This window comes from Mesorhizobium sp. YM1C-6-2 (assembly GCF_003666685.1).
Taxonomy (GTDB): domain Bacteria; phylum Pseudomonadota; class Alphaproteobacteria; order Rhizobiales; family Rhizobiaceae; genus Mesorhizobium_K.
The window spans coordinates 456,945-482,159 of sequence record NZ_RCIZ01000003.1; the positions used below are offsets into that span (position 1 = coordinate 456,945).

The following is a 25,215-nucleotide window of genomic DNA, read 5'->3' on the forward strand; positions in this document are numbered from 1 at the left end:
GTTTCCCGCACCCCGCCGGCGTTCTTGCCCTACCTGGAGGGGACGCAGAATCGTTTCACCGCGCGACCTCGGTCAGGGCCCGGTCCTCGGGGCTCATCACCCAGCCGCGCCACCTCCGCGCGACCGAACCGGTACCGCCGCCCTCCCCTGATCCCTGGTCCGGACCAGGGTTCCCGCGAGGGCGATGCGAGGAGTATCGCTCAGGCGGGAGCGACGTGGATAAACAGCCGCTGAATTTTCTTGTGATCGTGGGAAATCAATGGGTTGGCGGAGAAAACCATCCACGCAGAAGCGGCCAGCTTGACGACCCATAGCCCGCTGGTTATATATAAATCATAACTGCAGAGTTATCGATCCCGAATGACCGACGCCCACGACATGCTTTTCAGGACGCTCGCCGACCCGACGCGGCGGGCGATCTTCGAGCGGCTCTGCCGCGAGGGAGAGCAGACGGTCGGGGCGCTGACGGCAACGGCGGGGGTGTCGCAGCCGGCGGTATCAAAGCATCTCGGCGTGCTGAAGCAGGCCGGGTTGGTGCGTGACCGCCATGCCGGCCGCCAGACGCATTACAGCGCGCAGCCGGGCTCGCTCGCTCCGCTCATCGACTGGACGAAGGAGATGGGCGGGTTCTGGGAGAAGAAGTTCGACGGCCTCGAAGACCTGCTGCAAAGGATGGACCAATGAACGACAGGGCGACCGAAACGCGATCCGTCGCGGTCGAGCGGGAAATCCCGCATCCGCCGGAAAAGATGTGGCGCGCGCTCACCCAGCCGCATCTGATCGAGGAGTGGCTGATGAAGAACGATTTCAGGCCGGAGGTCGGCCATCGCTTCAACCTGACAGGCGAATGGGGCGGCGTGCTGGACTGCGAGGTGCTTGCCGTCGAGCCGAACAGGACGCTCACCTACAAATGGGATTTTTCGCATGAGGACGCGGCCTACGACCTCAGGAGCGTGGTGACCTTCACGCTGGTACCGACCGGGACAGGAACGCTCCTGCGCGTCGAGCAGTCGGGCTTCCGGCCGGACCAGAAGCAGGCTTTCGGCGGGGCGAAGGCGGGGTGGCGGGAATTCCTCGCGAAACTGGAAGAGGTGCTGGGGCGGACGGACTGACGTTTCGCCGGCCGACGCCTGGAAATCACCTTGCCGGAGCGCGGGCCGCACACCGGCAGGCCATCCACATTCAAGCCAAGAGGCATCCCCCGTGAACATTCTCCTTTGGGTCCTGCAAATCCTTCTCGCCCTGCACACCGCCGTCGGCGCCGGCTGGAAGTTCTTCAATTCCGAGCAGGCGGTGCCGTCGCTCAGCGCCATCCCGCATGGGGCCTGGCTGGCGATCAGCGTCTTCGAACTCGCCTGCGTCGCCGGCCTGCTGATCCCGGCGGTCTACAGGCCGCTCGGCATCCTGGCCCCGCTGGCGGCGGTCGGCATCGCTGCGATCATGCTTCTCTACTGCGTGCTGCATCTCGCCTCGGGCGATCCGAACCACGGCCAGTTGATCTACTGGCTTGTCGTGGCGGCCATATGCGCGTTCATTGCGTATGGCAGGTTCGTGCTGAAGCCTCTTTAGAGATTCAGGTGAGGCCGGCCTGACCTGAATCTCAACGACCTCGATAGTTTCATCGCTTTGGAGATGCCCAGCATGGCCGGCAAGACAGATACCAAGACATCCGACGCGACCAAGGGCAAAGCTCCTGGCGCGAAGCCGGTCTTGCTGTCGGGCGGCAATCCGCAGATAGCGAAAGGCTATGGCGACGAACCGGTACAGGCCTATATCGCGGCGATGCCGGGCTGGAAGAGCGAGGTCGGCAGCCAACTCGACGCGATCATTTCGCGGAGCGTGCCCGGCGTGAGGAAAGCGGTGAAGTGGAACTCGCCGCTCTATGGCATGGAGGAGCAGCACTGGTTCCTCGGCGTCCATGTCTTTGCGAAATACATCAAGGTGGCGTTCTTCCGCGGCGCGCAGCTCAAACCGCTTCCGCCGGTCGCGTCGAAGCAGAAGGACGTGCGCTATTTCCACATCCACGAGGACGACGAGCTTGACGAGAAGCAGTTCGCCGACTGGGTCAAGCAGGCGAGCAAGCTGCCGGGCGAGAAGATGTGAGAAAGGCCACGTCAGGGAACGCGGACGCGCCGGATCGGTTAGTGGCGGGGGCTTCTGAACGGGAGGTTCATATGGCCCAGGAACAGGTCAATGTCCGCTACATGGTCAGCGACGTGCAGGCGTCGGTGGACTGGTATGTGGCGCATCTCGGATTCGAGCAGATATCCAACGCCGCACCCGCCTTCGCCGATATGAAGCGCGGGGCGCTCCGGCTGCTGCTGAGCGGAGAGAAAAGTTCCGCCGGGCGGCCGATGCCGGACGGGCGACGTCCGGAGCCGGGCGGCTGGAACCGTTTCGAACTGGTGGTGGCCGATCTCGCGGCCGAGGTCGACAGGCTGCGGTCGCGCGGGCTGACGTTCCGGAACGATATTGTCACAGGTCCCGGCGGATCGCAGATATTGCTGGAAGACCCGTCCGGCAATGTGATCGAACTGTTTCAGCCTGCCGGAAGTCGGTGAGGGATTGCTCGAGTAAGGCGGCGAGAGGAGACGCATGGCGAATATGAAGAAGGGTGACGCTGAGCAGGACGATGCGGCTTCTGCTTCGCAGTTGATCGACGCCAAGATCGCGGAACTTGGCGGCTGGCGCGGCGAGATGCTCGCGAAGCTGCGGGCGCTGATCCGGGAGGCCGATCCTGAGGTGGTCGAGACGGTGAAGTGGCGCAAGCCGTCGAACCCGTCGGGCGTTCCGGTGTGGGAGCACGCCGGCATCATCTGCACCGGCGAGACCTACAAGGACAAGGTGAAGCTGACCTTCGAAAGGGGTGCCTCGCTCCCCGATCCGAAAGGACTGTTCAATTCGAGCCTCGACGGCAACCGGCGGCGGGCGATCGACTTTTTTGAGGGCGGCAAGGTCGACGGGGCAGCGCTGAAGGTGCTGGTGCGGGCGGCGGTGAAGGAGAATGTGGGGGCGTAGGTGCAAGGCCCCCTCATCCGACCTCATCTTCGCTTCGCTACGGTTCGGCCACCTTCTCCTTCAAGGGAAGGGACGTCGCGTGCTACGGCCAACGACCCCACCCGGCTCGCTTCGCGAGCCGACCTCCCCTCAAGGGGGAGGTGGACGGCCGCGCTATTCCTTCACGGCGCCCGTCATCGACGAGACGTAGTGCTCGACGAAGAAGGAATAGAGGATGACGACCGGCAGCGAGCCGATCAGGGCGCCGGCCATCAGCGCGCCCCATTCGTAGACGTCGGAGCGGACGAGCTCGGTGAGCACGCCGACCGGTACGGTCTTGTTCTCCGACGACTGGATGAAGGTCAGCGCGTAGATGAACTCGTTCCAGGACAGCGTGAAGGCGAAGATGCCGGCCGAGATAAGGCCCGGCACCGACAGCGGCAGGATGATCTTGGTGAGAATCTGCCAGCGGCTGGCGCCGTCGATCAGCGCGCATTCCTCGAGCTCGTAGGGGATGGAACGGAAATAACCCATCAGCAGCCAGGTGCAGAAGGGCACGAGGAAGGTCGGGTATGTCAGGATCAGCGCAAACGGCGTGTCGTAGAGGCCGAGCTGGAAGACCATCACCGAGAGCGGGATGAAGAGGATCGACGGCGGCACCAGATAGGCGAGGAAGATCGCCAGGCCGGTCTGGCGCGAGCCGGAGAAGCGCAGCCGCTCGATGGCGTATGCCGCGAAGACGGCGGCGAGCAGCGACAGGAAGGTCGAGGCGACCGAGATGAGGACAGTGTTCCAGAGCCAGCCGGGATAGGAGGTCTCGAAGAGCAGATAGCGGATGTGCTGCAGCGTCGGCTCGACCACCCAGAACGGGCTGAAGTCGTTGAAGTTGGTCATCTCGTTGTTCGGCTTCACCGCGGTGATCGCCATCCAGTAGAACGGGAAGAGCAGCACGAAGACGAAGACGAGCAGCGGCAGCCAGATGGTGACGATGCGGCGCGGCACGCTCTGCAGGTAGCCCATGCCGCCTTCGTCGCCGGTCGCGGTGTTGCGGGTTTCGACAGCGCTCATGTCAGTCGCCTCCGCCCTGCTGCCATTTGCGGCGCTGCAGCCCGAAATAAGAGAACAGGATGGCGGCGAGCAGGAAGGGGATCATGGCCACCGCGATCGCCGCGCCCTCGCCGAGCAGGCCGCCCGAGATGCCGCGCTGGAAGGAGAGCGTCGCCATCAGATGGGTGGCGTTGACCGGGCCGCCGCGCGTCAGCACGTAGATGAGCTGGAAATCGGTGAAGGTGAAGAGCACCGAGAAGGTCATGGTGATGGCGATTATCGGGGTGAGCAGCGGCAGCGTGACATAGCGGAAGAGCTGCCAGCGGCTGGCGCCATCGAGCGTCGCCGCCTCGTAGAGCGACTGCGGGATGGTCTGCAGGCCGGCGAGCAGGGTGATCGCGACGAATGGGATGCCGCGCCAGACGTTTGCTGCGATGACCGAGGCGCGCGCATTGGTGGGGTCGCCGAGGAAGTTGATGCGGTGGTCGATTATGCCCATCTCGATCAGCGCCCAGGAGATGATCGAGAACTGGGAATCGTAGATCCACCAGAAGGCGATTGCCGACAGCACGGTGGGCACCACCCAGGGCAGGAGCACGACCGCGCGGAAGAAGGATTTCAGCGGCAGGTTCTCGTTGAGCAGCAGCGCCAGCCAGAGGCCGAGCATGAATTTCAGGATCGAGGCCGAGACCGTGTAGAGCAGCGTGTTGAAGACGGAGAGCCAGAAGACGCTGTCGTCCCAGAGATATTCGTAGTTCTCCAGCCCGATGAAGATGCCGGGACGGCCGATCCTGGCATCGGTAAAGCCGAGCCAGACGCCGAGGCCCAGCGGATAGGTGAGGAAGACGAGGAGCAGCAGCGCCGCCGGCAGCATGAAACCGAAGGAGAGAAAGCCGCGGCTCTCCTGGAGGCGCTTGGCAAGCGGCGGGCGGGGCGGGGCTTCGGCGACGGTCGTGGAGGCCATTCGTTTTTCCTTGGTAGGCGCCCCCTCCACCATGCTTCGCATGGTCCCCCTCCCCCGCTTCGCAGGGGAGGAACCGGCAGTGCCGCCGGCTCGCCCTGGATCCTCCCCCGTTTACGGGAGGAGGGGGACCGCCGGAGGCGGTGGAGGGGGCGTTCGTTCTTGCAGCTACACCCGATAGTAGCGGTTGGCGCGCTTCTCGGCCTCCTCGATCGCCTCCTGCGGCGTCGCCTGGCCGGTGACCGCCTTGGCGAACATGTCGACCAGCACGTAGTCGGCCATGGTGGCGGCCGACGCGTAGCCGAGCGGGCCGGCATAGCCGTTCGGACGCAGCGTGTCGGAGGCCCGCGCATAGGCCGCGTTGTTCGGGTCGGCCTTCCAGATCGGGTTCTCGGCATAGGCCTTGAGCGACTGGCAGCAATAGCCGGCCGACTTCTCGATCCAGTCGTTCATCTGCTCGGCCTCGAACATGAACTGCAGATAGGCCTTCGCGGCGTTCGGGTAGGGCGTGTAGTTGAAGATCACCGCGGTGGTGGTCTGGTGCAGCTCCACCGACTGGCCGACCGGGCCGATCGGCAGGTTGGTGGTGCGGATGTCCTTGGCGATCTCCTGCAGCTTCGGATCGTCGCTGGTCTTGGCCGAGTTGTAGGCGGAGATGCCGTTGGCGATGACGCCGAGCTCGCCGGCCAGGAAGGCGCGGTTGTTGTTGACGTCGAGCCAGCTCTCGGTGCCCGGGATGAAGGTCTTGTAGAGCTCCATCGCATATTCGATGGACTTCATCGTCTCGGGGCTGTTGATGACGACCTTGCCTCCCTCGTCGACCATCTTGCCGCCGTGGCTCCACAGCAGCCAGTGGGCGTAGTTGTTGCCGTCGCCGACGCCGTGGCCGTGGGTGAAGCCGGCCGGATGGCCGGTCTTCTGCAGCGCCTTGCAGAGCTCGAGGAAGCCCGCCGTGTCTTTCGGGAATTCGGAGAAGCCGGCTTCCTTGACCCAGGAGTCGCGGTAGACGATGGCGTTGCCGATCGCCGCCAGCGGCAGGCCGATGAACTTGCCGTCCTTGGTCGCGTAGCCCTTGCCGCCGTCGTACCAGCCGCCATACTTGCCGCCGAGATAGTCGGCGAGGTCGGTGACGTCGAGCAGCTTGTCGGGATACTGGTGGGCGTCGTCGAACCAGACCCACATGATGTCGGGGCCGGAGCCGACATTGGCAGCCACTGCGGCCTTCGGACGGATGTCCTCCCAGCTCTCCTTGTCGATGCGGACCTGGACGCCGGTGGCGTCGGTGAAGCGCTTGGTGTTGACGATCCACTGTTCCTCGTCGGCCGGCACGAAGGGCGACCAGCGCAGCACGCGCAGCGTCGCGCCCTCCTCGGGCGTGTAGGTCGGGGCGCTCTGGGCATAGGCCGGTGAACCGATCAGCCGGCTGCCGACCACGCCCGCCGCGGCCGCGGCGCCGGTGCGGATCACGTCACGTCTGGTGAATTTCATCGTCACTTCCTCCTTGTGCGATAGTCCAGTTGTTAGTCGCGTATGCGTCCGGTCGAGCGGCCAAGGCAGAAATCACAGCCGCTTTCCGGTTTCTCCGTTGAAGAGGTGAATGAGGTTCGGCTCGACGGTGAGCTTCACCGTCTGGCCGGGTTCGAAGGCATGGCGCTCGCGGAAATTGGCGACGATCTCCTCGCCGCCCGGCGTGCGCCCGATGATCTGGATCTCCGAGCCGGTGGGTTCGACGACGACGATCTCGACCGGAAAGCCGTCGTCGGAGAGCTTCAGGTGCTCAGGCCGCGCGCCGAGCACGACCGGCGTGCCGCCGCCGGCCCCGGCCGCGCCGTTCAGCGGCACCGAAACACCGCCCTTGCCGTGGAAGGCCGGGCCGCCGTCGCTACCGATCTCGCCGTGCAGGAAATTCATCGCCGGCGAGCCGATGAAGCTGGCAACGAAGAGATTGTCGGGGCGGTCGTAGAGGTCGAGCGGGCGGCCGATCTGCTCGACGATGCCGTCATGCATGACGACGATCTTGTCGGCCATGGTCATCGCCTCGATCTGGTCGTGGGTGACGTAGACGGTGGTGGTCTTGAGGCGCTGGTGCAGCTCCTTGATCTCGGCGCGCATGGCGACGCGCAGCTTGGCGTCGAGATTGGACAGCGGCTCGTCGAACAGGAAGACCTGCGGGTCGCGCACGATGGCGCGGCCCATGGCGACGCGCTGGCGCTGGCCGCCCGAGAGCTGGCGCGGATAGCGCGACAGCAGCGGCACGAGGCCGAGGATCTCGGCGGCGCGCTGCACGCGCGCTTCGGTCTCCGCCTTGGCCGCGTTCTTCAGCTTCAGCGAGAAAGCCATGTTCTCCGCGACGGTCATGTGCGGGTAGAGCGCATAGTTCTGGAAGACCATGGCAATGTCGCGCTCCTTGGGCGCGACATTGTTGACGACCCGCTCGCCGATCGAAATCTGGCCGCTGGTGACGCCCTCCAGCCCGGCGATCATTCTGAGCAGGGTGGACTTGCCGCAGCCCGAGGGGCCGACAAGGGTGACGAATTCGCCATCGACGATATCGATGCTCACGCCGTGCAGAATTTCAGTTGAACCAAACGACTTGCGGACTTCGCGAATTCCGACAGACGCCATCGTTCCTCCCGAACGGCTGACCTATGACGCCCTTCGAGAGAAAGCGCCGGTTGTCTAGATCAATTCATCACTTCGTGGGCCGATGAATGATCTAACTCCTTGTTTTCGCAATTCCGAAAGGAAAACCGGTTCCTTTTTTCCTGGAATTGCTTTTCAGCGCCGCCTGCTTTCCTCGCAAATCTCGCGCAATGAGGATGGTAGCGCTACCCAAACCTTGGTGTAAAGTCATTCTTATGTCCAATATGCCGCCACGCCTGCAGGCCGGCAAGCAGGCTGCGGACGTGCCGGCCCCGAGAGTGTTTCCGTCTTGCTGGAATTGCTCTAGTCGGCCGAGGCGGTGAGCGGAGTGACGCCGGCGCGGCGGCGCACAGCGTCGAAGGCCTGCTGCAGGCGCACATTCGACTGGACCGCTTCACGGCCCGCCGAGATCAACAGGTCGACCTGATCGGCCGGGAGCTTGAGGCGCGTCTCGATGGCGTTGAGCCGGGCGCGTTGCTCGAGCGGAAAATCCTCGAAGGTGACGTCCTCCACCACGAAGCTCACATCGCGGCAATCCCAGCCGGCAAGCGTGCCGCGCAGCCGGAGCACGGTTTCGCGCGGCAGGCCGCAGCGCCAGCCGACGAGCTGGCGCTGCCAGAGCTCGGTGGACAGCGTCAACGCATCGAACTCGTCGCGCACCGAGGAGCGGATGCTGGTGTTGGAGGCGGCGCCGGTCAACTGGGGGAGCTTCGGCCCGGCGAGCGTCTTCACCCAGTCCCCCTCGGTCTCGACGCTGGAATCGACGACGATGAAGACGAAGTTCCTGAGCTTCACGGCCTCGGCCGGGGACAGGGGGCCATGAGGCGCCTTCGCCGCGGCGCGTTCCATGGCGAAGCCGGTGATGCCGATATTGTCCGTCAGGCCGCCGTCGAGGAGCTTGATGTAGTCGACATCGGGATTGTCCTGGTAGGTCCGGAGCGACCGCGCATAGGCCTTGAGGCGCACCGAGGCGGCAGGGTCCGCGAGCGCGCGGGTCAACCATTCCGGCTGCCGGTAGTTGCATTTCGGCGCGGTGGCCGCCGTCGACACGACGACGGGCTTGAAGACGACCGGAAAGGCGGCTGACGCGGCGACGGCGTCGGCGATCCGCACCTTGTCGAGATCACTGCAGAGTGCCGCGAAGGTATCGTAGGTGAAGTCGAAGGGCGTCCCGTTGTAGATGTCGGAGGCGTTTATCCAGACGATCGGCGCATCGCTCCGGCGGAAGGCGGCGTAGGTGGCGCCGTCGAAGACGTTGCGGTCGAGCCAGGCGGCGAAGGTCGAGAGGTCGTTGGCGCCGCCTTCATAGATGCGGACCAGATTGGCGGGCGAATATTTCGCGAGGTTCAGATCCTCCTCGGCGTCGGCGAGAAGGAACCGCTCGCGCAGATCGGCATAGCCGTCGCCTCGGTAGCCGAAATAGGCGGCGGTCACCGCGCCGCCCGACGTGCCCGAGATCATGCGGATGTCGTCGACTACGGTGCGCCGCTTCGGACGCTGGTCGACCACGATCTGGTCCAACCCCGTCAGGACGCCGTAACCGAAGGCGGCGGCGCGCGTGCCGCCGCCGGAAATGGCGAGGCCGACGACCATCGAGCCGTCATCCGCCGGGTCGGGCACGAATTCCGGCGAGGCGCGGCCTGCATCGACGACATGGGTGTTGATGGGGCCGACGTCGGGCGTGGCGCAGGCCGAAAGCGCCATTCCCGCAAAAACAATACAAGCAAGTCTATGCGCCCGAGATGCCGGCACCACGACCCTCCTACCGGGCCGCGATCCTGCCGCAGCGAGCGAACCCGCGCAACTGCTACAGGAAACGATGCATCACGAACGCGTCGACCAAACCGAAACGTGGGTGATCGAAGGCCTTGGGGATCGTCCCGACGATCTCAAAACCGAAGCGCCGCCAAAGATCGACGGCTCGTCGATTAGTGCTGATCACAAAATTGAACTGCATGGCGAGAAAGCCGAGGGAAGATGCGATCTGCAGGGAGTGCTCACACATGACCGATGCCACGCCCTGCCCTTGCGCCCGGAACGCAGTGGCGTAGCCGCAATTGGCCACATGGGCGCCGCCGCCCTGCTGATTGGCATGCAGGAAGTATGTCCCCATCACCTCGTCAGCCCGCACCGCGACGAAGACCGTGTTACCGGGCCTGAACCAGAAGGAGATCGCCTGCTCCTCTGCCCAATCCATGGGAAGCGCGTATGTCTCGCCGGCTCGAAGGATAGGCTCCAGAATCGACCAGATGGCGCCCTGGTCCGACGGCAGCGCTTCGCGGATGAGGAGGCTCATGTCACCAGACCGACGAGCAGGACGAGCACAATGACAAAGCCGGCGAAGACAATAACGGGGAGAGCAGTCGGGCTATGCTCGACCGCAGGCCGAACCGGTCGAAACGGCTGCATGAAACCGTCGAACATGGAAGCAGGATAGCACGGCCGCGCGGGAACGGCTAACCATCCTGCTCCAAAGGGGGCAGATGCCGGCAACGAGGCGGTCGTGGGCCTCAGACAGGCTTCATCTCCGCAATGACGGTCGGCAGAAGCTCCGACACGGTCGGGTGGATCGGCACCATGCGCTGCATGACGGTGTAGGGCGCCCTGGCGTAGATCATGTCGAGGATGCCGTGCACGACCTCGTCGCCGCTGGCGCCGAGGAACGCCGCGCCGAGCAATTCCTGGGTGTCCGCGTCGGCCACGATCTTCAGGAAACCCTTCGTCTCGCCGCGCTCGACCGCACGGCCGACCCTGGTCATCGGCCGCGTGCCGACGAGGATTTTTCGGCCCGACTTCCGCGCCTCGGTCTCGGTCATGCCGGCGCGGCCGAGCGGCGGGTCGATATAGAGCGCGTAGGCGGTCTCGCGGTCGCTGAGGCGACGGCTCTCGTTGTCGAGCAGGTTCGCCGCGACGATCTCGAAGTCGTTGTAGGCGGTGTGGGTGAAGGCGCCGCGCCCATTGCAGTCGCCGAGCGCGAAAATATGCGGCTGGCTGGTGCGCAGCTCGTCGTCGACGGTGATGTAGCCGCGTTCGTCGATCTTCACGCCGGCCTTGTCGAGGCCGAGATCGCCGGTGTTGGGGACGCGGCCGATGGCGAGCAGCACATGCGTGCCGACGACGGCGCGGTCGCCATAGTCGCAATCGACGCCGACCGACACGCCCTTGTCGTGCGGCGCGAAGGAGATGCACTCGGCCTTCAAACGGAAGGCGATGCCTTCCTCCTCGAGGATCGTCTTGATGGCGTCCGAAACCTCGGGATCCTCGCGGCCGATCAGACGCGGTCCCTTCTCGACGACGGTGACCCTGCTGCCGAAGCGGCGGAACATTTGCGCGAATTCCAGCCCGATATAGCTGCCACCAACGATGACGAGATGCTCGGGCAGGAAATCGACATCCATCATGGTCGAGTTGGTGAGATAGCTGACCTTGTCGATGCCGGGCATGGCGGGGACGTTGGCGCGGCCACCGACATTGATAAAAATGCGGTCGGCGGAGATTGTCTCGCCGTTGACGCTGACTGCATGCGGCGAAAGAAACGCGGCGTGGCCACGGAAGACGGTGCAGCGCTCCATGCCGGCGAGCCAGTCCTCCACGCCGGAGCGGGAATCCATGATCACCCTGTCCTTGCGCGCCGCGACAGCCTTCATGTTGGCCGTGACGTCGCCGCCGATCGTGAAACCATAGTCGGCGGCGCGGCGCGCCATGAACATGGCGTAGGCGCTGGCGACCATCGTCTTGGTCGGCTTGCAGCCGGTGTTGACGCAGGTGCCGCCGAAGAATTTGCGCTCGATCAGGGCGACGGTCTGGCCGGCGGCGGTCAGCCGGCCGACGAGGGGAGGGCCGGCTTGGCCGGCGCCGATCACGATGGCGTCGAATTTCATTGCGGTCATGAGACGGCCGAGACGACGAGGAAGGCAAGCAGGATGGCGACGGCGTCCTCGATGAGGGCGGCGGGCAGGTCGCGACCGAAGGCGCCGGCGAGCCGTGAGCGGACTTCGGCGCCGCCATAGGTGCCGATCGCCGCGCCGACGATGCCGGCCACCAGGCCGGCAATCAGCGCGCCGCCAGCCGTGCCGATGATGGCGCCGACGAAGGCGCCGCTGACCAGCCGCGTGCCGAACTGGACGGGCACCTTGCGGCTCGGGGTCGAGGGGAGCTGGTCGCCGACGAGTTCGACCAGCGCGAGCACGGTGAAGATCGCGACCGCGATCCAGTGACCCATGAAGCCGGCCCATGTGCCCGACAGCGGCAACCAGCCGAGATAGGCGCCCCAGGCGACCGCGGCAGGCGCTGTCATGGCGCGCAGGCCGGCGACGACGCCGATCAGCAATGCAAGCAGATAAAGCATGGATTCCCCTCTGATCTCGGTATCGGCGGGCAGGTCCGCGGGCCGTTGCGGGCCTGTGCGGGTTGCCGTAACGGTAACCGAGAAGGGAAAGCCGCGCCAGACGGGCGTTCTTCGTCAGTAGTCGCCGCCGGCGACCGGCGTCCAGATGATGTCGTCGATGCGCTGGGCTCCGGTGGCGAGCATGACGAGGCGGTCGAAACCCAGGGCCGAGCCGGAGGCCTCCGGCATGATCTTCAGCGCGGCGAGAAAATCCTCGTCGACCGGGTAACGCTCGCCGTAGATTTTTTCCTTCTCGTTCATGTCGGCCTCGAAGCGGCGGCGCTGCTCGTCGGGATCGGTCAGTTCGCCGAAGGCGTTGGCGAGCTCGACGCCGCAGCAATAGAGCTCGAAGCGTTCGGCGACGCGGCCGTCGCGCGGGCTGGGGCGGGCAAGCGCTGCTTCCGAGATCGGATATTCGTAGAGGACGGTCGCGCGGCCCGTGCCGAGATTGGGCTCGATGCGCTCGACCATGACGCGGCTGAAAAGGTCGGTCCAGGTGTCGTCGGGGGCGGTGCGCAGGCCGGCGGCGTTCAGGGCGGCGTGGAGCATGTCGCGGTCGGTGGCGCCGTCGGTCGCGACCGTGGCGAGGAGGTCGATGCCGGCGTGGCGGGAGTATGCTTCGGCGACGGAGAGCCGCTCCGGCTCGGCGAAGGGATCGGCCTCACGGCCGCGGAAGGCAAACCGTTTCGCGCCGGCTTTCTCGGCGGCGAGGGAGAGCAGCGCTGCGCAGTCCTCCATCAGGCTGCCATAGGTCTCGCCGGCGCGGTACCATTCGAGCATGGTGAATTCGGGATGATGCAGCGGCCCGCGCTCGCGGTTGCGCCAGACCGGGCCGAAGCTGAAGATTTTTTCTTCGCCCGCGGCGAGCAGCTTCTTGCAGGCGAATTCCGGCGAGGTGTGGAGATAGAGCGGCGAGCGGGACGTGTCGGGCAGGACGGCCTCGGTGGCGAAGGCCGAGAGATGTGTCTCGTTGCCGGGGGAGATCTGCAGGGCGGCGGTCTGGACCTCGACGAAGTCGCGGCGCGCGAACCAGTCGCGGATGGCCGCGGCGATGGCGTTGCGGGCGAGGAGGCGCGGCCGGCGGTCGGCGTGGCGATGGGGCGCCCACCAGGGCGAGGCAGTGGTCATCGAGGCTCCGGGTAATGATCGACGGCGTCCTTACCCATTCCTGCCGCTGTGGGAAAGGGCGGCGTGGCGGAGGACCCCATCCTGCAGATTGGTTCCTCGATCTGCGAGCCTCCGCCCGAGGGGAGAGAAAGGGCGCGGGGCTGGCGGTGGCCGATAAGATAGGGTAAGCGGCGTTCGACGGCTCTTTCGGGCCATGAAAACACGAAAATTCGCTCGTTTCAGGAAAGTCAGCCCGTGAAGGTCATCGCCAGTTCGCTCCGCAAGGGCAACGTCGTCGACAAGGATGGCAAGCTCTACGTCATCCTGTTCGCCGAGAACATCCATCCCGGCAAGGGCACGCCGGTGACGCAGCTCGACATGCGCCGCATCTCCGACGGCGTGAAGGTGTCGGAGCGCTACCGCACCACCGAGCAGGTCGAGCGCGCCCATGTCGAGGATCGCGAGCACACCTTCCTCTACGCCGACGGCGAGGGCTTCCACTTCATGAATCCCGAGACCTACGACCAGATCGCGGTCGCGGAGGACGTGGTGGGCGACGCGGCTCCGTACCTGATCGAGGGAATGGCCGTTTCGCTTTCGGTGCATGAGGGCGTCGGCATCGCCATCGTGCTGCCGCAGCGCGCGACCTTCGAGGTGGTGGAGACCGAGCCGGTGACCAAGGGCCAGACGGCGTCGTCCTCCTACAAGCCGGCGCTGCTGTCCAATGGCGTGAAGACGGCGGTGCCGCCGCACATCGTGACCGGTACGCGCGTCGTCGTGATGACGGCCGACGGGTCGTATGTGGAACGCGCGAAGGACTGAGCCGGCTGTCGCCGGCAAGAAATCATGAAGGCTGCACCGCGAACGATCTGAATGACCCCCGCGCAGGATGCGGGACCGGGCGCGGGACCTAGCGGTCCCCGCGCACCCTTGGCCTGCGCGTGCAGGCCCGGAACAACTCATTCAGAGAACGTCAGATGCAAAACTTCTTCGAAAGCCCGTTCAAGGGCATTACGCTCGACGAGCAGGTCACCAACCCGAACATCGTCGTCGGCCGCTACAGCTACTATTCCGGCTATTATCACGGGCACAGTTTTGACGACTGCGCCCGCTACCTCATTCCGGATGAAGGCGCCGACCGCCTCGTTATCGGCAGCTTCTGCTCGATCGGCTCGGGGGCGGCCTTCATCATGGCCGGGAACCAGGGTCACCGGAACGACTGGGCAAGCACGTTTCCCTTCTTCTGGATGCCCGAGGTCGCGGCCTTTGCCGGGGCTGAAAACGGCTTTCGGCCGGCGGGCGACACCGTGATCGGGAACGACGTGTGGATCGGCTCGGAGGCGATCGTCATGCCGGGAATCAGGATCGGCGACGGCGCGGTGATCGGCACGCGGGCGCTGGTTACCCGCGACGTCGAGCCCTACGCGATCGTGGGCGGGAACCCGGCGAAGACGATCCGCAAGCGTTTCGACGACAGGCAGATCGGCCTGCTGGTCGAAATGAAGTGGTGGGAGTGGCCGGGCGAAAAATTGTCCGGCGCCATGCCGCTGCTCACCAGCGGCAATATAGAAGAACTGCACCGCTACTGGGCGACGACGGTTCGCCCCGTATAACGGCGAGAGCACCCGCCGAGCTCGTCGGCGGGTGCTCTTGCTTTTCGGCGCGTCGAAGGGTGGTCGCGGTTAGGCGATCGACGCGGTTGACACGCCGGCGTCGTTCGGCCAATTGTTCGCCGCATAACCAGGGGTGCTCTCCTTTCGGAGGGCTGAGATGCGCTTCTACGCGCGAACCCTTCAAAGCTGATCTGGGTAATGCCAGCGGAGCGAGGGACCATGTTCATAGGCGCGCAAGTGTCGTTGTATCCGATGACGTCGGATTTCGTCGACGTCATCCTGTCGGGGCTGGAAGCCCTGTCGCCCCATCGCGAAAAACTGCGGATCGAGACGGACGACGTCTCGACGCTGATGGTCGGTGCGCCGGAGCCGCTGTTCGACGCGATCCGCGATCTGTTCGCCAGGGCGGCGAAAGGGCCGGCGCATGTCACGCTGCACGCGACGATCTCGCGCGGCTGCCCGGGCGAGCCCGACGACGAGCTTTGCCGCTGCGAGGCGCTCACCGTCGGCCAGTCGCTGCCGCTCGAGGAGCGCCGAGCACTTGCCGCCGCGGCTGTGAAGCAGGCGCCGGTGCTCGGGGTCGAGATCGACGTCCAGTTCTCGCTCTACGTGCTCGGCCAGGACCGTCACATGGACGAGATTTATGGCTGCATCGACTTCCTGAAAACCTCCGGCACGTTCCTGAAGTCGAAGAATTTCTGCACGCGGCTCAGCGGTGACGCCGGCCCGGTGTTCGAGACGGTGCGGCAGGCCTTCCTGCGTTTCGGGCCGGCCGAGGGGCATGTGACGATCGACCTGACGGCTTCGGCCAACAGCCCGAGCAAGCGCTGACGCGCCTTCGCCTGCTTTCCAGTCAGGACGCCGTCCATGCAGCCGCTCCGGCGCATTCTCCCTGCCATTTTAATTGCGCTCGCCATCCTGGCGGTGTGGGAGCTCTATTGCGCCTGGGCAGATGTCTCGCCGCTGATCCTGCCCGCGCCGAGCGACGTCGCGCGTGCGCTCGGCACTGAGCGCGCGGTGATCTCGGAACATGCGGCGAGCACGCTTTCGGTCGCCGCGCTCGGCTTCTCCACATCGGTGGCATTCGCCTTCCTGATCTCCGTCGCACTGCACTTCCTTCCGCCGCTGGAGCGCGGACTGATGCCGCTCTTCGTCGTCAGCCAGACCGTGCCGCTGATCGCGCTCGCACCGCTTATGATCCTGTGGTTCGGCTTCGGCCTGCTGCCGAAGATGCTGCTCGTCATCCTCGTCACATTCTTTCCGATGCTGGTGAGCCTGCTGTCGGGCTACGCGCGGGCCTCCAGGGACCATCTCGATCTGCTGGCGTCCATGGGCGCGGGGAAGGCGACGCTGTTTCGGCGCGTGCGGCTACCATCCGCGCGGGCTGCCTTCTTCGCCGGCCTCAGGATTTCCGCGACCTATGCCATCGTCGCCACCATCTTTGCCGAATATGCCGGCGCGCGGCGCGGCATCGGCATCTTCATCCTCTCGGCCAAGAATAATTTTCGCGCCGATCTCGTGCTGGCGGCGGTCGTGGTGTCGGCGACGCTGACGCTCCTCCTTCTTGGCGCCGTGCGGCTGGTCGAGCGATTCTCCGACCGCAGGCGAGGCCATCATGCTGCGCATTGAGGCGCTTACCGTCGCCAGTCGGGAGCGGGCGCTGGTCGAGCACCTGTCGCTCGACCTGGCGGCGGGACAGATCACCTGCCTGATCGGCCCGTCGGGGTGCGGCAAGACGTCGGTCATCAAATGGCTCGCCGGCATCCTGCCTGCCGGCTTGACGGCGACGGGCAGGCTGACGATCGACGGCGGGGAGAGGACGCGCCCCGATCCAGCCATCAGCTACCAGCCGCAGAGCGATGCGCTTTTTCCGTGGCTCACCGTCGCCGAAAACGCGGCGCTCGGGCTCGAAGTCGCCGGCGTGCCGCACGCGACCGCGAAGGCGCGCATCGCTCCGCTGCTTTCGGCCTTCGGCCTTGCCGGCAACGAAAGACTGTTCCCGGACCAGTTGTCCGGCGGCATGCGCCAGCGCGTCGCGTTCCTGCGCACCATCGTCCAGGAAAGCAGCTTCATCCTGCTCGACGAGCCGTTCTCCGCCCTCGACGCGGTGACGCGGATGCGCATGCAGGCCTGGCTGGTCGCACGGCTTCAGGAAGTGCGGCGCGGCGTTCTGATGGTCACGCACGATCTGCGCGAGGCGACAGAGATCGCCGACCGCGTGCTGGTGATGGCGGCCAGTCCGGGCCGTATCGTTGCCGACATAAAAATCGACACGCCTCGCGAGGCGCGCGGCGAAGCGGCGCTCGCCGACCTCAGGGAAACCCTCAAATCCATGTTGCTGGAGGACTTTTCATGATCCGTGCTTTCATCCTCGTTCTTTCGCTGCTGCTGCCGTTCGGCGCGCAGGCCGCAGAAAAGGTATCGGTGGCGCTCGACTGGTCGCTGAACACCAACCATGTCGGCCTCGTCGTTGCGCGCGACCGCGGCTTCTACGCAGATGCCGGGCTCGATGTGGAACTCCTGCCGTTCTCGGATACGAGCTCGGCCGCGCTGCTCGCCGGCGGCTTGGCCGACTTCGCCTACGTGCCGTCACTGGGCTTCATGAGCGCGCGCGCCGCGGGCGCCGACATCACCGCATTGTGGGTGACGATGCAGCGCGAGACGGGACGGCTGGTCTACAATGCCGCCAATTCCGAGATCAGCCGCCCTGCCGACCTGTCTGGCAAGACCTATGCCGGCTTCGGCAGCGCATGGGAGGCGGCGCTGATCGGCACCATGATCCGCAACGACGGCGGCACGCCGCAATGGGATACGGTGACGCTCGGCAGCGGCGCGTATGAGGCGCTGGCCTCGGGTGCGGTGGACTTCACGCTGGAGGTGGCGACGTGGGAGGGCGTGAACAGCGAACTCTTGCAGCGCAACCAGGCCTCCTTCGCCTATGGCGACTACGGCGTTCCCGACCAGCAGAACGGCTTCATCGCTACGCGCGGCGCGTCGATCGGGGAACGGTCGGAAACCGTCGCGTCGTTCATGCGCGCCACGCTTGCCGGCTACGAATGGGCGGCCGCCAATCCTGATGAGGCGGCCGAGATCATGATCGCGGCTGGCGACTTCCCCAATCCCGATCTCGTGCGCGGCTCGATGAAGCTCATCGCGGAAGGTGGATTCCTGGGGGGCGGCGATACGCCTGTCGGGAAAATCGACGGCATGCGCCTCCAGCGCATGGCGCAGTTCCTGGCCGACAACGGCGTCCTGAAGGACGGCACCGGCAATACGCTCAGTGCGCCGGGCGACGTGTCCGGATGGTTCGACGAAAGCTGGCGCGGGCAGTGACCGCGGATCGGATCGCCTGATGCAAGAAGGGCCGGCAAGAATGCCGGCCCTTCCCTGAATGGAAAGCCGTGTCGAAGCTCAGAACAGGCCTTCGATCTGGCCCTGCTCGTTGAGGAAGATCTTCTCCGAGGACGGCGACTTGGGCAAGCCCGGCATGGTCATGATCTCGCCGCAGATGACGACGACGAAGCCGGCGCCGGCCGACAGCCTGACCTCGCGCACCGGCACGACATGGCCGGTCGGCGCGCCGCGCAGGTTCGGATCGGTCGAGAAGGAATACTGGGTCTTGGCCATGCAGACCGGGAGATTGCCGTAGCCGGCCTGCTCCCAGGCGTGAAGCTGGTCGCGCACCGCCTTGTCGGCGATCGCCTCCGAGCCGCGATAGATACGCTGCACGATGGTGTTAACCTTCTCGAAGAGCGGCAGCTCGTCGGGATAGAGCGGGGCGAACTGCGAAGAGCCGGATTCGGCGAGCGCGGCGACCTTGTGCGCCAGCTCCTCGATGCCGGCCGAACCGTCGGCCCAGTGCTTGCAGACGATCGCCTCCTCGCCCATCGACGCCACGTAGTCCTTCAGCGCCTGGATCTCGGCGTCGGTGTCGGAATAGAAGTGGTTGATGGCGACGACCGCTGGCACGCCGAACTGCTTCACGTTCTCGATGTGGCGGCCGAGATTGGCGCAGCCCTTCTTCACCGCCTCGACGTTCTCCTTGCCGAGGTCTTCCTTCTTGACGCCGCCGTTCATCTTCATGGCGCGGACAGTCGCGACGATGACGGCGGCCGCAGGCTTCAGGCCCGCCTTGCGGCACTTGATGTCGAAGAATTTCTCGGCACCGAGATCGGCGCCGAAGCCGGCTTCGGTGACGACGTAGTCGGCGAGCTTCAGCGCGGTGGTGGTGGCGACCACCGAGTTGCAGCCATGCGCGATGTTGGCGAAGGGGCCGCCATGCACGAAGGCGGGGTTGTTCTCCAGCGTTTGCACGAGATTGGGCTGCATCGCGTCCTTGAGCAGGACGGCCATGGCGCCCGGAGCCTTGAGGTCGCGGGCGTAGACGGGGGTCTTGTCGCGGCGATAGGCGACGATGATGTCGCCGAGGCGCTTCTCGAGATCCTTGAGATCGGCGGCGAGGCAGAGGATCGCCATGACTTCCGACGCCACGGTGATGTCGAAGCCGGCCTCGCGCGGGAAGCCGTTGGCGACGCCGCCGAGCGACGCGGTGATCTCGCGCAGGGCGCGGTCGTTCATGTCCATGACCCGGCGCCAGACGACGCGGCGGGTGTCGATGCCGAGCTCGTTGCCCCAGTAGATGTGGTTGTCGATCAGCGCCGCGAGCAGATTGTGCGCGGTGGTGATGGCGTGGAAGTCGCCGGTGAAGTGGAGGTTCATGTCCTCCATCGGCACGACCTGGGCGTTGCCGCCGCCGGCGGCGCCGCCTTTCATGCCGAAGTTCGGTCCGAGCGACGCCTCGCGGATGCAGACGACCGCCTTCTTGCCGATGCGGTTCAGGCCGTCGCCAAGGCCGACCGTAGTGGTCGTCTTGCCTTCGCCGGCCGGCGTCGGGTTGATGGCGGTGACCAGGATGAGCTTGCCGTCCTTGGCGCCTCGCTTCGAGGCGATGAACTCGGCCGACACCTTGGCCTTGTCGTGGCCGTAGGGAAGCAGATGCTCGGGCGGGATGCCGAGCTTGGCGCCGATCTCCATGATCGGCTTCTTCTTCGCCGCGCGGGCGATTTCGATGTCGGTCTTCACTGCGGCCATGGCGACGTTCCCTCGGACTGGATGGTTGTGGCTGTGAATCAGGTTGCGGCTTCTGACGGTCGCTGCGCCGACGGCGCGGCGCGCGAAATTGCGCGGCGATCTAAGCTTCCCGCGTCGGCGTCGTCAACCAGCATGCAAAATTGTTTCCCTGGAAGAAACTGGGCGCAGAGCGCGGCACGGACCGTCTTGCGGATGCGAGACCGCCGCATAGAGCCCGAGCGCCGGCGACCGCGCCGTCCCAAAACAGGCGCGGAATGCGCGAAAAACGACAGACGGCGGAGCGGCCCGCATTCCCGGAATCCGGAAGACCTTGCTCGCACGATTCAACTGCGAACCGCCATGCGCTTCCTCCCGCGACGCTCCTATCGGTCGAGGACCGAACGGATCTCCACGATCTGCGAGCGGGCCCGCAGCAGGTTGAAGCCCATCGTGGCGAGGTGGGAGGGGAAGATGAAGCTCGACTCGTTGCCGTTGGAGATCAGCCAGGGCTGCATGTTGAGGGCATCGCGCATCTGGGTGGTCAAGGTTTCCCAGAGCACCGTGATGTTGCGTTCCCTGACCACGGCGGAGAAGTCCGAGCGGGCAGCGGTCAGGATGCCGTAATAGGCGTAAAGCTGGCCGTAGGCGAACCAGAAGCGGTCGTCGGCGCGCGGATCGAACCATCCGGCATCGGAATATTCGATCTGACCGCGCAGGATGTCCGAGGTGGAGCCCATGTCGCCGGCGATGCGGTCGAGGAACAGAAGCAGGTTGTCGGCGCGTGCGTCGAAGGTGACCTGGCATTGCGTCAGGCTGGAGTTGTAGGCGCGCAGTTTCCTGATCGCGTCGCGGTAGACGCTCGGCGTCGGGCGGGTCGGACCGCGCAGTCCGATGTACCAGGCGTCCTCGTCCCAGGCGAGCGCGGTGCGGGCGTCCTGCAGGTTCTGGTCGATGCGCGAGGTGCCGCGGGCGCGGCCGAGCGTATCGACCAGCTCGGTGGTCGTGCGCCGCATCACCTGGTTGATGCCGAGCTGGAAGGCGGCCTTGTTGTCGAAGAACGGCGTGTTGCGCCACGGAATGCCGAAAAAGCCGAGCTTGGACGCCAGCATGGAGGAAATCCATGCGTTGCGGTTGACGTTGAAGTCGACGAGATAGGCCGTCATTTCCGCGATTTCGGAGCGCTTGCAGGTCTGCTGGCCGGGTTCGGCGGGGGCCGCCGGCTGTGTCGCGGTTCCGCCTTCGGGCTGCTGCGTGCCGGTTGCGGTCGCCTGCGAAGGCGAGGCGATCGGATCGCCGGCGAGGACGTTGGCGGCCTGCGGGGCGGCGGAGGCGGCCGCGACGGCGTCGGGATAGTCGGGATCGAAATCGTTCCAGAACTGGGTGACGTAGAAGAAATAGGCGTAGGCGACGACGATGCCGGCGAGGATGAGGCCGAGAACGGCCTTCAGGATCCAGCCGCGCTGCGTGTACCAGCGGCCCGCCCACATGAAGGGCCACAGGATGATGCCGATGACGAAGCCGATGCCGCGGCCGATCCACTGGAAAACCCGGGTGAAGAAATTCACGATCGGATCGAGCATTCCGGCGTCCCCTTGGTTTCCGGGCCTGTGTGGGATGGTCTAGTCGACCAGCCCGTAGAGGCGCGCGCGATAGCCCGCCTCGTCTCTCAGATATGTGGTTTTCAGCGTGTCCACAACATGGGCGCGCCAGAGTTCCGGCCAGCCCTCGTAATCCTTGTAGAAACCCTGCTTGTTGAAGATGTAGCGCGAGATGAAGTCGGACGGCACGAAATCCGAGATCAGCCGGTTGGTCAGCCAGGCGTCCGGGTGGTCGGGCTTGGCGCGCACCACCAGGAAGCGGTGGAGCGGAAACACCTCCTCCAGCTTCAGCTGGCCGTACTGGGCGATCTCGCGCTTGGCCGCATTGAGGAAGGGGAAGGTGCCCTCGCTGGCGATCTCGGCGGCGTTGGAATGGATCCAGGTCTGCAGCCAGACCTTGTCGACTTCGCGCAAATCCCGCTTCGGCTCGGCTTCGCGGATAAGGTTCCGGATCGCCATCTCGGCGCGGTGCTCGAGATAGCCCGATGTTTCCAGCCATGAGGCGCGCGGCAGCTCGATGCGGCCGGTCGAGGCGAGGAAGCGGAAGACGCGGTCGGCGTCGCGGATGGACAGATAGCTGACCTGCCAGGGGCGCGAGCGGCGGAAGCCTGGAGCGGCCGGATCGGAGATGACGGTGGTGATGTCGGGATCGACGAAGACGTAAAGCCCGCCGAAATGGCTGGTCCAGTAGGCGTTGTGGCGGAAGATGACCTGGTCCGGCACCAGCGCGTTCTCGCGGATATCGCCGGTGACCTTCGCCAGTTCCACCATGCGGTCGAGCATGCGGTCGTCGCGCCAGGCGTCGGGCTCCTGCTTCAGCCGGTCGACGAGACGGCCGAGCTCGGAGGCCTTGCCGAGCACGTCCTCCGCCGACAGCACACGGAACTCGACCTGGTTGATCGAGAGCAGGTCCTCGATGTCCTCGACCCTGGAGACGGAGTCCTCGATCTCGCCGTAGATCACATCCTTGATGGTCAGCGCGTCGATGGCGCGGGCGTTCTTCGCGAAGAACTCGTAGACGAGCTGCGAGGTGTTGGAGAAGGCGGTGTGGACGACCGGCAGGTCCTGCTGCGACGGCGTGAGGATGATGAAGCGGCGGTTGACCTCGTTGGGATCGAGATGCTGGTAGTCGCCGAGCTCCTCGGCCACCTGAGGCGAGAAGCCGGTGCGGTCGATCTCGAAGGATTTGAGCGCCGTCGGCTTCAGGCCAAAGGCGACGAGCGCCTTGTTGTAGCGCTCGATGAGATGCGGTTCCTCGACAGGGAGGAGGCGGCCGTAGATGAGTTCGTTGTCGCGCAGGAGGTCCATTATTCCTTCTCCCCGTTCACGGGGAGAAGGTGCCCGAAGGGCGGATGAGGGGCAGCGAGAGCTTTCAAGATCTTGCTCCGTCCTCATTGATTGCCGGCAGGAATTTCATTTCGTTCGAGATCATCTTCCGATCAAGCCGCCCATCCAGTGTTGCGACGACCACTTCCAGCGCACCTTGCAGGTCTCGCATGACATCCGCGTGCCAAAGCCTCAGTACGGACCAGCCGTTCCGATTCATCGTATCATCGCGAAACCGATCACGCGCACTTCCGGCGTGTTGGCTTCCATCTATCTCAACAACCACGTTCTTTTCGCGGCAGGCAAAATCGGCGAAGAACGGCCCTATCGGAAGCTGGCGGACGAATTTGTAGCCGTTCAGTCGACGGCCGCGCAGTTCCTGCCACATCAATTCCTCCGCTGCGTTCTCGACTTTGCGAAGCTGTCGTGCACGTCCGATTTTGTTCAGATTTCCTCCACGCATGGCGCTGCCCCTCATCCGCCCTTCGGGCACCTTCTCCCCGTAAACGGGGAGAAGGAAACTACGCATTCCACAGCCCCTTCTGCTTCAGTTCCTCCATCTCGCGCGCGGCGCGTTCGCGCAGGCGGGCGTCGCGCAGGAGCTTTTCGACCGCCGCGTCATCGGCACGGTCGGAGTAGCGGAACTCGCTGTCGGCGTAGCGGTTGATCTCCTGCATGACCATCGCCATGTCGAAGGGACCGCGCAGCTCCTCGATCATCGCCTTCTTCTCGTCGTAGCCCTTGTGCATGAAGGTCTCGGGCTTCTCGAACCAGTCGTCGGGCAGCTCGATGTCCATGGCGCGCATCTTGATGGCGTCGGTGACGTTCTTGATGGCGCGGCCGGTGAAGCGCGGCTCGGCCTCCTTGATCCTATGCAGATAGGCGCCGACATCGGCCATGGTCTTCGGCTGGCCGTTCTCCTTCATGAAGCGCTCGTAGACCTGCATCAGGCCATCCTCATGCGGCTTCGAATGGCTTTCATAGGCGGTGTCGACGGCGCGCTGGATCTCCTGCGCCGCGTAGAGCCGGTGCTCGCCGAGCGGTATCTCGTGGTTCTTGCCGGCGAGGAGGACAAAAATGTCGATGTAGTCGTCGCGCGTCTGCGGCCCGTCGACCAGCCAGCGGGCGCCGGCGCGCTGGCGGAGCGCATCGTCGACATTCTCGGGATAGTTGGAGAACATGCCGAAGGTCGAGTTGCCGCGGATGACTGTCATCGCGCCGGAGAAGGCCGCCATCAAGACGCCGGTGATCTCGTGCTGGCCGGCGGAGGCGCGGTCGTCGGAACGCTTCGCCGCCACCTGGTCGATGTCGTCGATGGTGCCGAAGCCGATGGCGCGCGGGTTGAGCACGTTGTCGATGAAGGCGCGGCAGTTCTGGCCCGACTTGCCCTGGTAGGACGAGATCTGGTCGACGCCGAAATTCTCGTAGTGGAAGGGGTAGCCGGCAACCTGGCAGTAGCCGTTGACGAGGCCGGCGATCATCTGGATCAGCGTCGTCTTGCCGGTGCCCGGCGCGCCGTCGCCGATAAAGGTGAAGAGGAAGCCGCCAAGCTCGACGAAGGGGTTCATCTGGCGGTCGAAGTCGTAGGCCATCAGCATCTTGGCGAGCTTGACCGACTGGTACTTGGCGATGTGGTTGCCGACGACCTCTTCGGGCTTCTTGAAGGTCATCTCCAGCGGCTTGGATCGCTTGCCGGGCGCGACGTCGAAGCCGTCGAGGGTAAAATCGTCGGCGTCGATGCGGATGTGGGCGTCCTCGAAGGCGCCCAGCCCGTCAAAGCGGCCTTTTCGAGTCAGAAGACCGTCTATTGCAACGCGAGCGAAACTCTTGGCGCGCAGTGCGAGGTCGGAGTCGGCCTTGGCGCCCGACAGAGCGCCGTCCAGCCCGGCGACCATCGATTTCAGCGCGTCCTGCGGCGTGTCGAAGAGGAAATCGGGCTCCTCGACGTCGTTGGGTGCCTCGCCGTCGGCGTCTATGAGCTGGAGGAGGTAGGAGGCAAAGGCGAAGGCCGAAACGTAGGCCGATGCCGAGAGCAGCTTCTTGAAGCGCGTCGCGTCGTCGCCTTCGAGCGGCGCCCGGGCGTTCTTGGCCTGCAGGCTCTCCAGCTCGCCGGCGCGGGCGAAGACGTCGGAGATGGCGAGGGCAATCGAGAGGCCGCGCCGCGCGCGGTAGAGCAGCGTGTGCTGGGCGATCGAGAGAAGCTGGTCGTCCGGCTTCACCGACGCCACGGTCTTCGCCAGCTCGACCTCGCGCGTCTTGCGCACCGAGCCGGTCGAGACGGTGGAGACGAAGCGCCGGTTGGTGCCGGCAAGCGCGGTGCCGGATTCGCGCGACGAATCCTCCAGCACGACGACGCGGGTGATCATCGACTGCGCAGTGGCACGTTGCTTCTCGATGTCGGCTTCGGGGATGGTGGTCAGGCCGGTGTCCATGAAGCGTTCCTGATTTTGGCGGTTGTGTGCCGCC

At 65.2% G+C, this 25,215-nt stretch carries 26 protein-coding genes and 1 riboswitch; of the genes, 12 read left to right on the top strand and 14 right to left on the bottom strand.

Going from position 1 to position 25,215, the window contains the following annotated elements:
• The first annotated feature begins 360 nt into the window (after positions 1 to 360).
• The 6 genes from D8676_RS10975 to D8676_RS11000 all read left to right on the top strand — a co-directional run bounded on the left by D8676_RS10975 (position 361) and on the right by D8676_RS11000 (position 3,018).
• The gene (locus D8676_RS10975) at positions 361 to 684 is read left to right on the top strand and encodes a metalloregulator ArsR/SmtB family transcription factor (RefSeq protein WP_121580898.1); all 324 of its coding nucleotides are present in this window, start codon (positions 361 to 363) and stop codon (positions 682 to 684) included.
• A complete protein-coding gene (locus D8676_RS10980) occupies positions 681 to 1,112 on the top strand; it encodes an SRPBCC domain-containing protein (protein ID WP_121580899.1) in 432 nt (143 codons plus the stop codon). Before D8676_RS10975 ends, D8676_RS10980 begins: the two co-directional genes overlap by 4 nt.
• A 91-nt stretch (positions 1,113 to 1,203) precedes the next feature.
• The gene (locus D8676_RS10985; protein WP_121580900.1) at positions 1,204 to 1,569 is read left to right on the top strand and encodes a DoxX family protein; all 366 of its coding nucleotides are present in this window, start codon (positions 1,204 to 1,206) and stop codon (positions 1,567 to 1,569) included.
• A gap of 72 nt (positions 1,570 to 1,641) precedes the next feature.
• The gene (locus D8676_RS10990; RefSeq protein WP_183097056.1) at positions 1,642 to 2,103 is read left to right on the top strand and encodes a DUF1801 domain-containing protein; all 462 of its coding nucleotides are present in this window, start codon (positions 1,642 to 1,644) and stop codon (positions 2,101 to 2,103) included.
• 71 nt (positions 2,104 to 2,174) lie between these two features.
• Complete coding sequence (locus tag D8676_RS10995) at positions 2,175 to 2,561, top strand: VOC family protein (RefSeq protein WP_121580901.1); 387 nt, start codon at positions 2,175 to 2,177, stop codon at positions 2,559 to 2,561.
• A 43-nt stretch (positions 2,562 to 2,604) separates the two neighbouring features.
• A complete protein-coding gene (locus D8676_RS11000) occupies positions 2,605 to 3,018 on the top strand; it encodes a DUF1801 domain-containing protein (protein WP_121581097.1) in 414 nt (137 codons plus the stop codon).
• 153 nt (positions 3,019 to 3,171) lie between these two features.
• Here D8676_RS11000 and D8676_RS11005 read toward each other — a convergent pair whose 3' ends face one another.
• From D8676_RS11005 to epmA, 9 genes are all read right to left on the bottom strand, one after another.
• Positions 3,172 to 4,065 carry a carbohydrate ABC transporter permease gene (locus D8676_RS11005; protein ID WP_121580902.1) on the bottom strand — a complete coding sequence of 298 codons (894 nt, stop codon included), beginning with the start codon at positions 4,063 to 4,065 and terminating at the stop codon, positions 3,172 to 3,174.
• 1 nt (position 4,066) lies between these two features.
• Positions 4,067 to 4,918 (bottom strand): sugar ABC transporter permease, encoded by an 852-nt coding sequence (locus D8676_RS11010; protein WP_245426745.1) that lies wholly within the window; start codon positions 4,916 to 4,918, stop codon positions 4,067 to 4,069.
• Positions 4,919 to 5,173: 255 nt separating this feature from the next.
• Complete coding sequence (locus D8676_RS11015) at positions 5,174 to 6,493, bottom strand: ABC transporter substrate-binding protein (RefSeq protein ID WP_121580904.1); 1,320 nt, start codon at positions 6,491 to 6,493, stop codon at positions 5,174 to 5,176.
• Positions 6,494 to 6,565: 72 nt separating this feature from the next.
• Positions 6,566 to 7,630: a sn-glycerol-3-phosphate ABC transporter ATP-binding protein UgpC gene (ugpC, locus tag D8676_RS11020; protein WP_121580905.1), complete on the bottom strand. Its 1,065-nt coding sequence runs from the start codon at positions 7,628 to 7,630 to the stop codon at positions 6,566 to 6,568.
• Positions 7,631 to 7,951: 321 nt separating this feature from the next.
• Positions 7,952 to 9,352 (bottom strand): patatin-like phospholipase family protein, encoded by a 1,401-nt coding sequence (locus D8676_RS11025; RefSeq protein ID WP_121580906.1) that lies wholly within the window; start codon positions 9,350 to 9,352, stop codon positions 7,952 to 7,954.
• A 103-nt stretch (positions 9,353 to 9,455) separates the two neighbouring features.
• Positions 9,456 to 9,944, bottom strand: a complete 489-nt coding sequence (locus tag D8676_RS11030; RefSeq protein ID WP_121580907.1) for a GNAT family N-acetyltransferase — start codon at positions 9,942 to 9,944, stop codon at positions 9,456 to 9,458.
• Between the two features lie 214 nt (positions 9,945 to 10,158).
• Positions 10,159 to 11,538: an FAD-containing oxidoreductase gene (locus D8676_RS11035; RefSeq protein ID WP_121580908.1), complete on the bottom strand. Its 1,380-nt coding sequence runs from the start codon at positions 11,536 to 11,538 to the stop codon at positions 10,159 to 10,161.
• Entirely contained in the window at positions 11,535 to 11,996 is a 462-nt protein-coding gene (locus D8676_RS11040; protein ID WP_121580909.1) for a DUF4126 family protein, read from the bottom strand. Before D8676_RS11040 ends, D8676_RS11035 begins: the two co-directional genes overlap by 4 nt.
• 114 nt (positions 11,997 to 12,110) lie before the next feature.
• Positions 12,111 to 13,163: an EF-P lysine aminoacylase EpmA gene (epmA, locus tag D8676_RS11045; protein ID WP_121580910.1), complete on the bottom strand. Its 1,053-nt coding sequence runs from the start codon at positions 13,161 to 13,163 to the stop codon at positions 12,111 to 12,113.
• 234 nt (positions 13,164 to 13,397) lie between these two features.
• Between epmA and efp the strand changes: the two genes are divergently transcribed.
• The 6 genes from efp to D8676_RS11075 all read left to right on the top strand — a co-directional run bounded on the left by efp (position 13,398) and on the right by D8676_RS11075 (position 18,088).
• The gene (gene efp, locus D8676_RS11050; RefSeq protein WP_121580911.1) at positions 13,398 to 13,964 is read left to right on the top strand and encodes an elongation factor P; all 567 of its coding nucleotides are present in this window, start codon (positions 13,398 to 13,400) and stop codon (positions 13,962 to 13,964) included.
• Positions 13,965 to 14,119: 155 nt separating this feature from the next.
• A complete protein-coding gene (catB, locus tag D8676_RS11055; RefSeq protein WP_121580912.1) occupies positions 14,120 to 14,755 on the top strand; it encodes a type B chloramphenicol O-acetyltransferase in 636 nt (211 codons plus the stop codon).
• Positions 14,756 to 14,874: 119 nt separating this feature from the next.
• Positions 14,875 to 14,985: riboswitch (TPP riboswitch) on the top strand.
• Positions 14,975 to 15,586 (top strand): YkoF family thiamine/hydroxymethylpyrimidine-binding protein, encoded by a 612-nt coding sequence (locus D8676_RS11060; RefSeq protein WP_121580913.1) that lies wholly within the window; start codon positions 14,975 to 14,977, stop codon positions 15,584 to 15,586. It overlaps the preceding riboswitch by 11 nt.
• Positions 15,587 to 15,622: 36 nt before the next feature.
• Positions 15,623 to 16,384 (top strand): ABC transporter permease, encoded by a 762-nt coding sequence (locus D8676_RS11065; protein WP_121580914.1) that lies wholly within the window; start codon positions 15,623 to 15,625, stop codon positions 16,382 to 16,384.
• Positions 16,371 to 17,111: an ABC transporter ATP-binding protein gene (locus D8676_RS11070; RefSeq protein ID WP_121580915.1), complete on the top strand. Its 741-nt coding sequence runs from the start codon at positions 16,371 to 16,373 to the stop codon at positions 17,109 to 17,111. The genes D8676_RS11065 and D8676_RS11070 overlap by 14 nt, the downstream gene beginning before the upstream one ends.
• Positions 17,108 to 18,088, top strand: a complete 981-nt coding sequence (locus tag D8676_RS11075; RefSeq protein WP_121580916.1) for an ABC transporter substrate-binding protein — start codon at positions 17,108 to 17,110, stop codon at positions 18,086 to 18,088. Before D8676_RS11070 ends, D8676_RS11075 begins: the two co-directional genes overlap by 4 nt.
• A gap of 78 nt (positions 18,089 to 18,166) precedes the next feature.
• On the opposite strand, the gene D8676_RS11080 is transcribed toward D8676_RS11075, so the two are convergent.
• The 5 genes from D8676_RS11080 to D8676_RS11100 all read right to left on the bottom strand — a co-directional run bounded on the left by D8676_RS11080 (position 18,167) and on the right by D8676_RS11100 (position 25,181).
• Complete coding sequence (locus D8676_RS11080) at positions 18,167 to 19,846, bottom strand: formate--tetrahydrofolate ligase (protein WP_121580917.1); 1,680 nt, start codon at positions 19,844 to 19,846, stop codon at positions 18,167 to 18,169.
• A gap of 362 nt (positions 19,847 to 20,208) precedes the next feature.
• Positions 20,209 to 21,405 carry a DUF2333 family protein gene (locus D8676_RS11085; RefSeq protein WP_121580918.1) on the bottom strand — a complete coding sequence of 399 codons (1,197 nt, stop codon included), beginning with the start codon at positions 21,403 to 21,405 and terminating at the stop codon, positions 20,209 to 20,211.
• A gap of 39 nt (positions 21,406 to 21,444) precedes the next feature.
• Positions 21,445 to 22,731 (bottom strand): DUF6638 family protein, encoded by a 1,287-nt coding sequence (locus tag D8676_RS11090; RefSeq protein ID WP_121580919.1) that lies wholly within the window; start codon positions 22,729 to 22,731, stop codon positions 21,445 to 21,447.
• A gap of 64 nt (positions 22,732 to 22,795) precedes the next feature.
• Positions 22,796 to 23,212, bottom strand: coding sequence for a DUF559 domain-containing protein (locus D8676_RS11095; RefSeq protein WP_121581098.1), 417 nt, complete (start codon positions 23,210 to 23,212; stop codon positions 22,796 to 22,798).
• Positions 23,213 to 23,270: 58 nt separating this feature from the next.
• Positions 23,271 to 25,181 (bottom strand): AAA family ATPase, encoded by a 1,911-nt coding sequence (locus D8676_RS11100; RefSeq protein ID WP_121580920.1) that lies wholly within the window; start codon positions 25,179 to 25,181, stop codon positions 23,271 to 23,273.
• Positions 25,182 to 25,215: the final 34 nt, after the last annotated feature.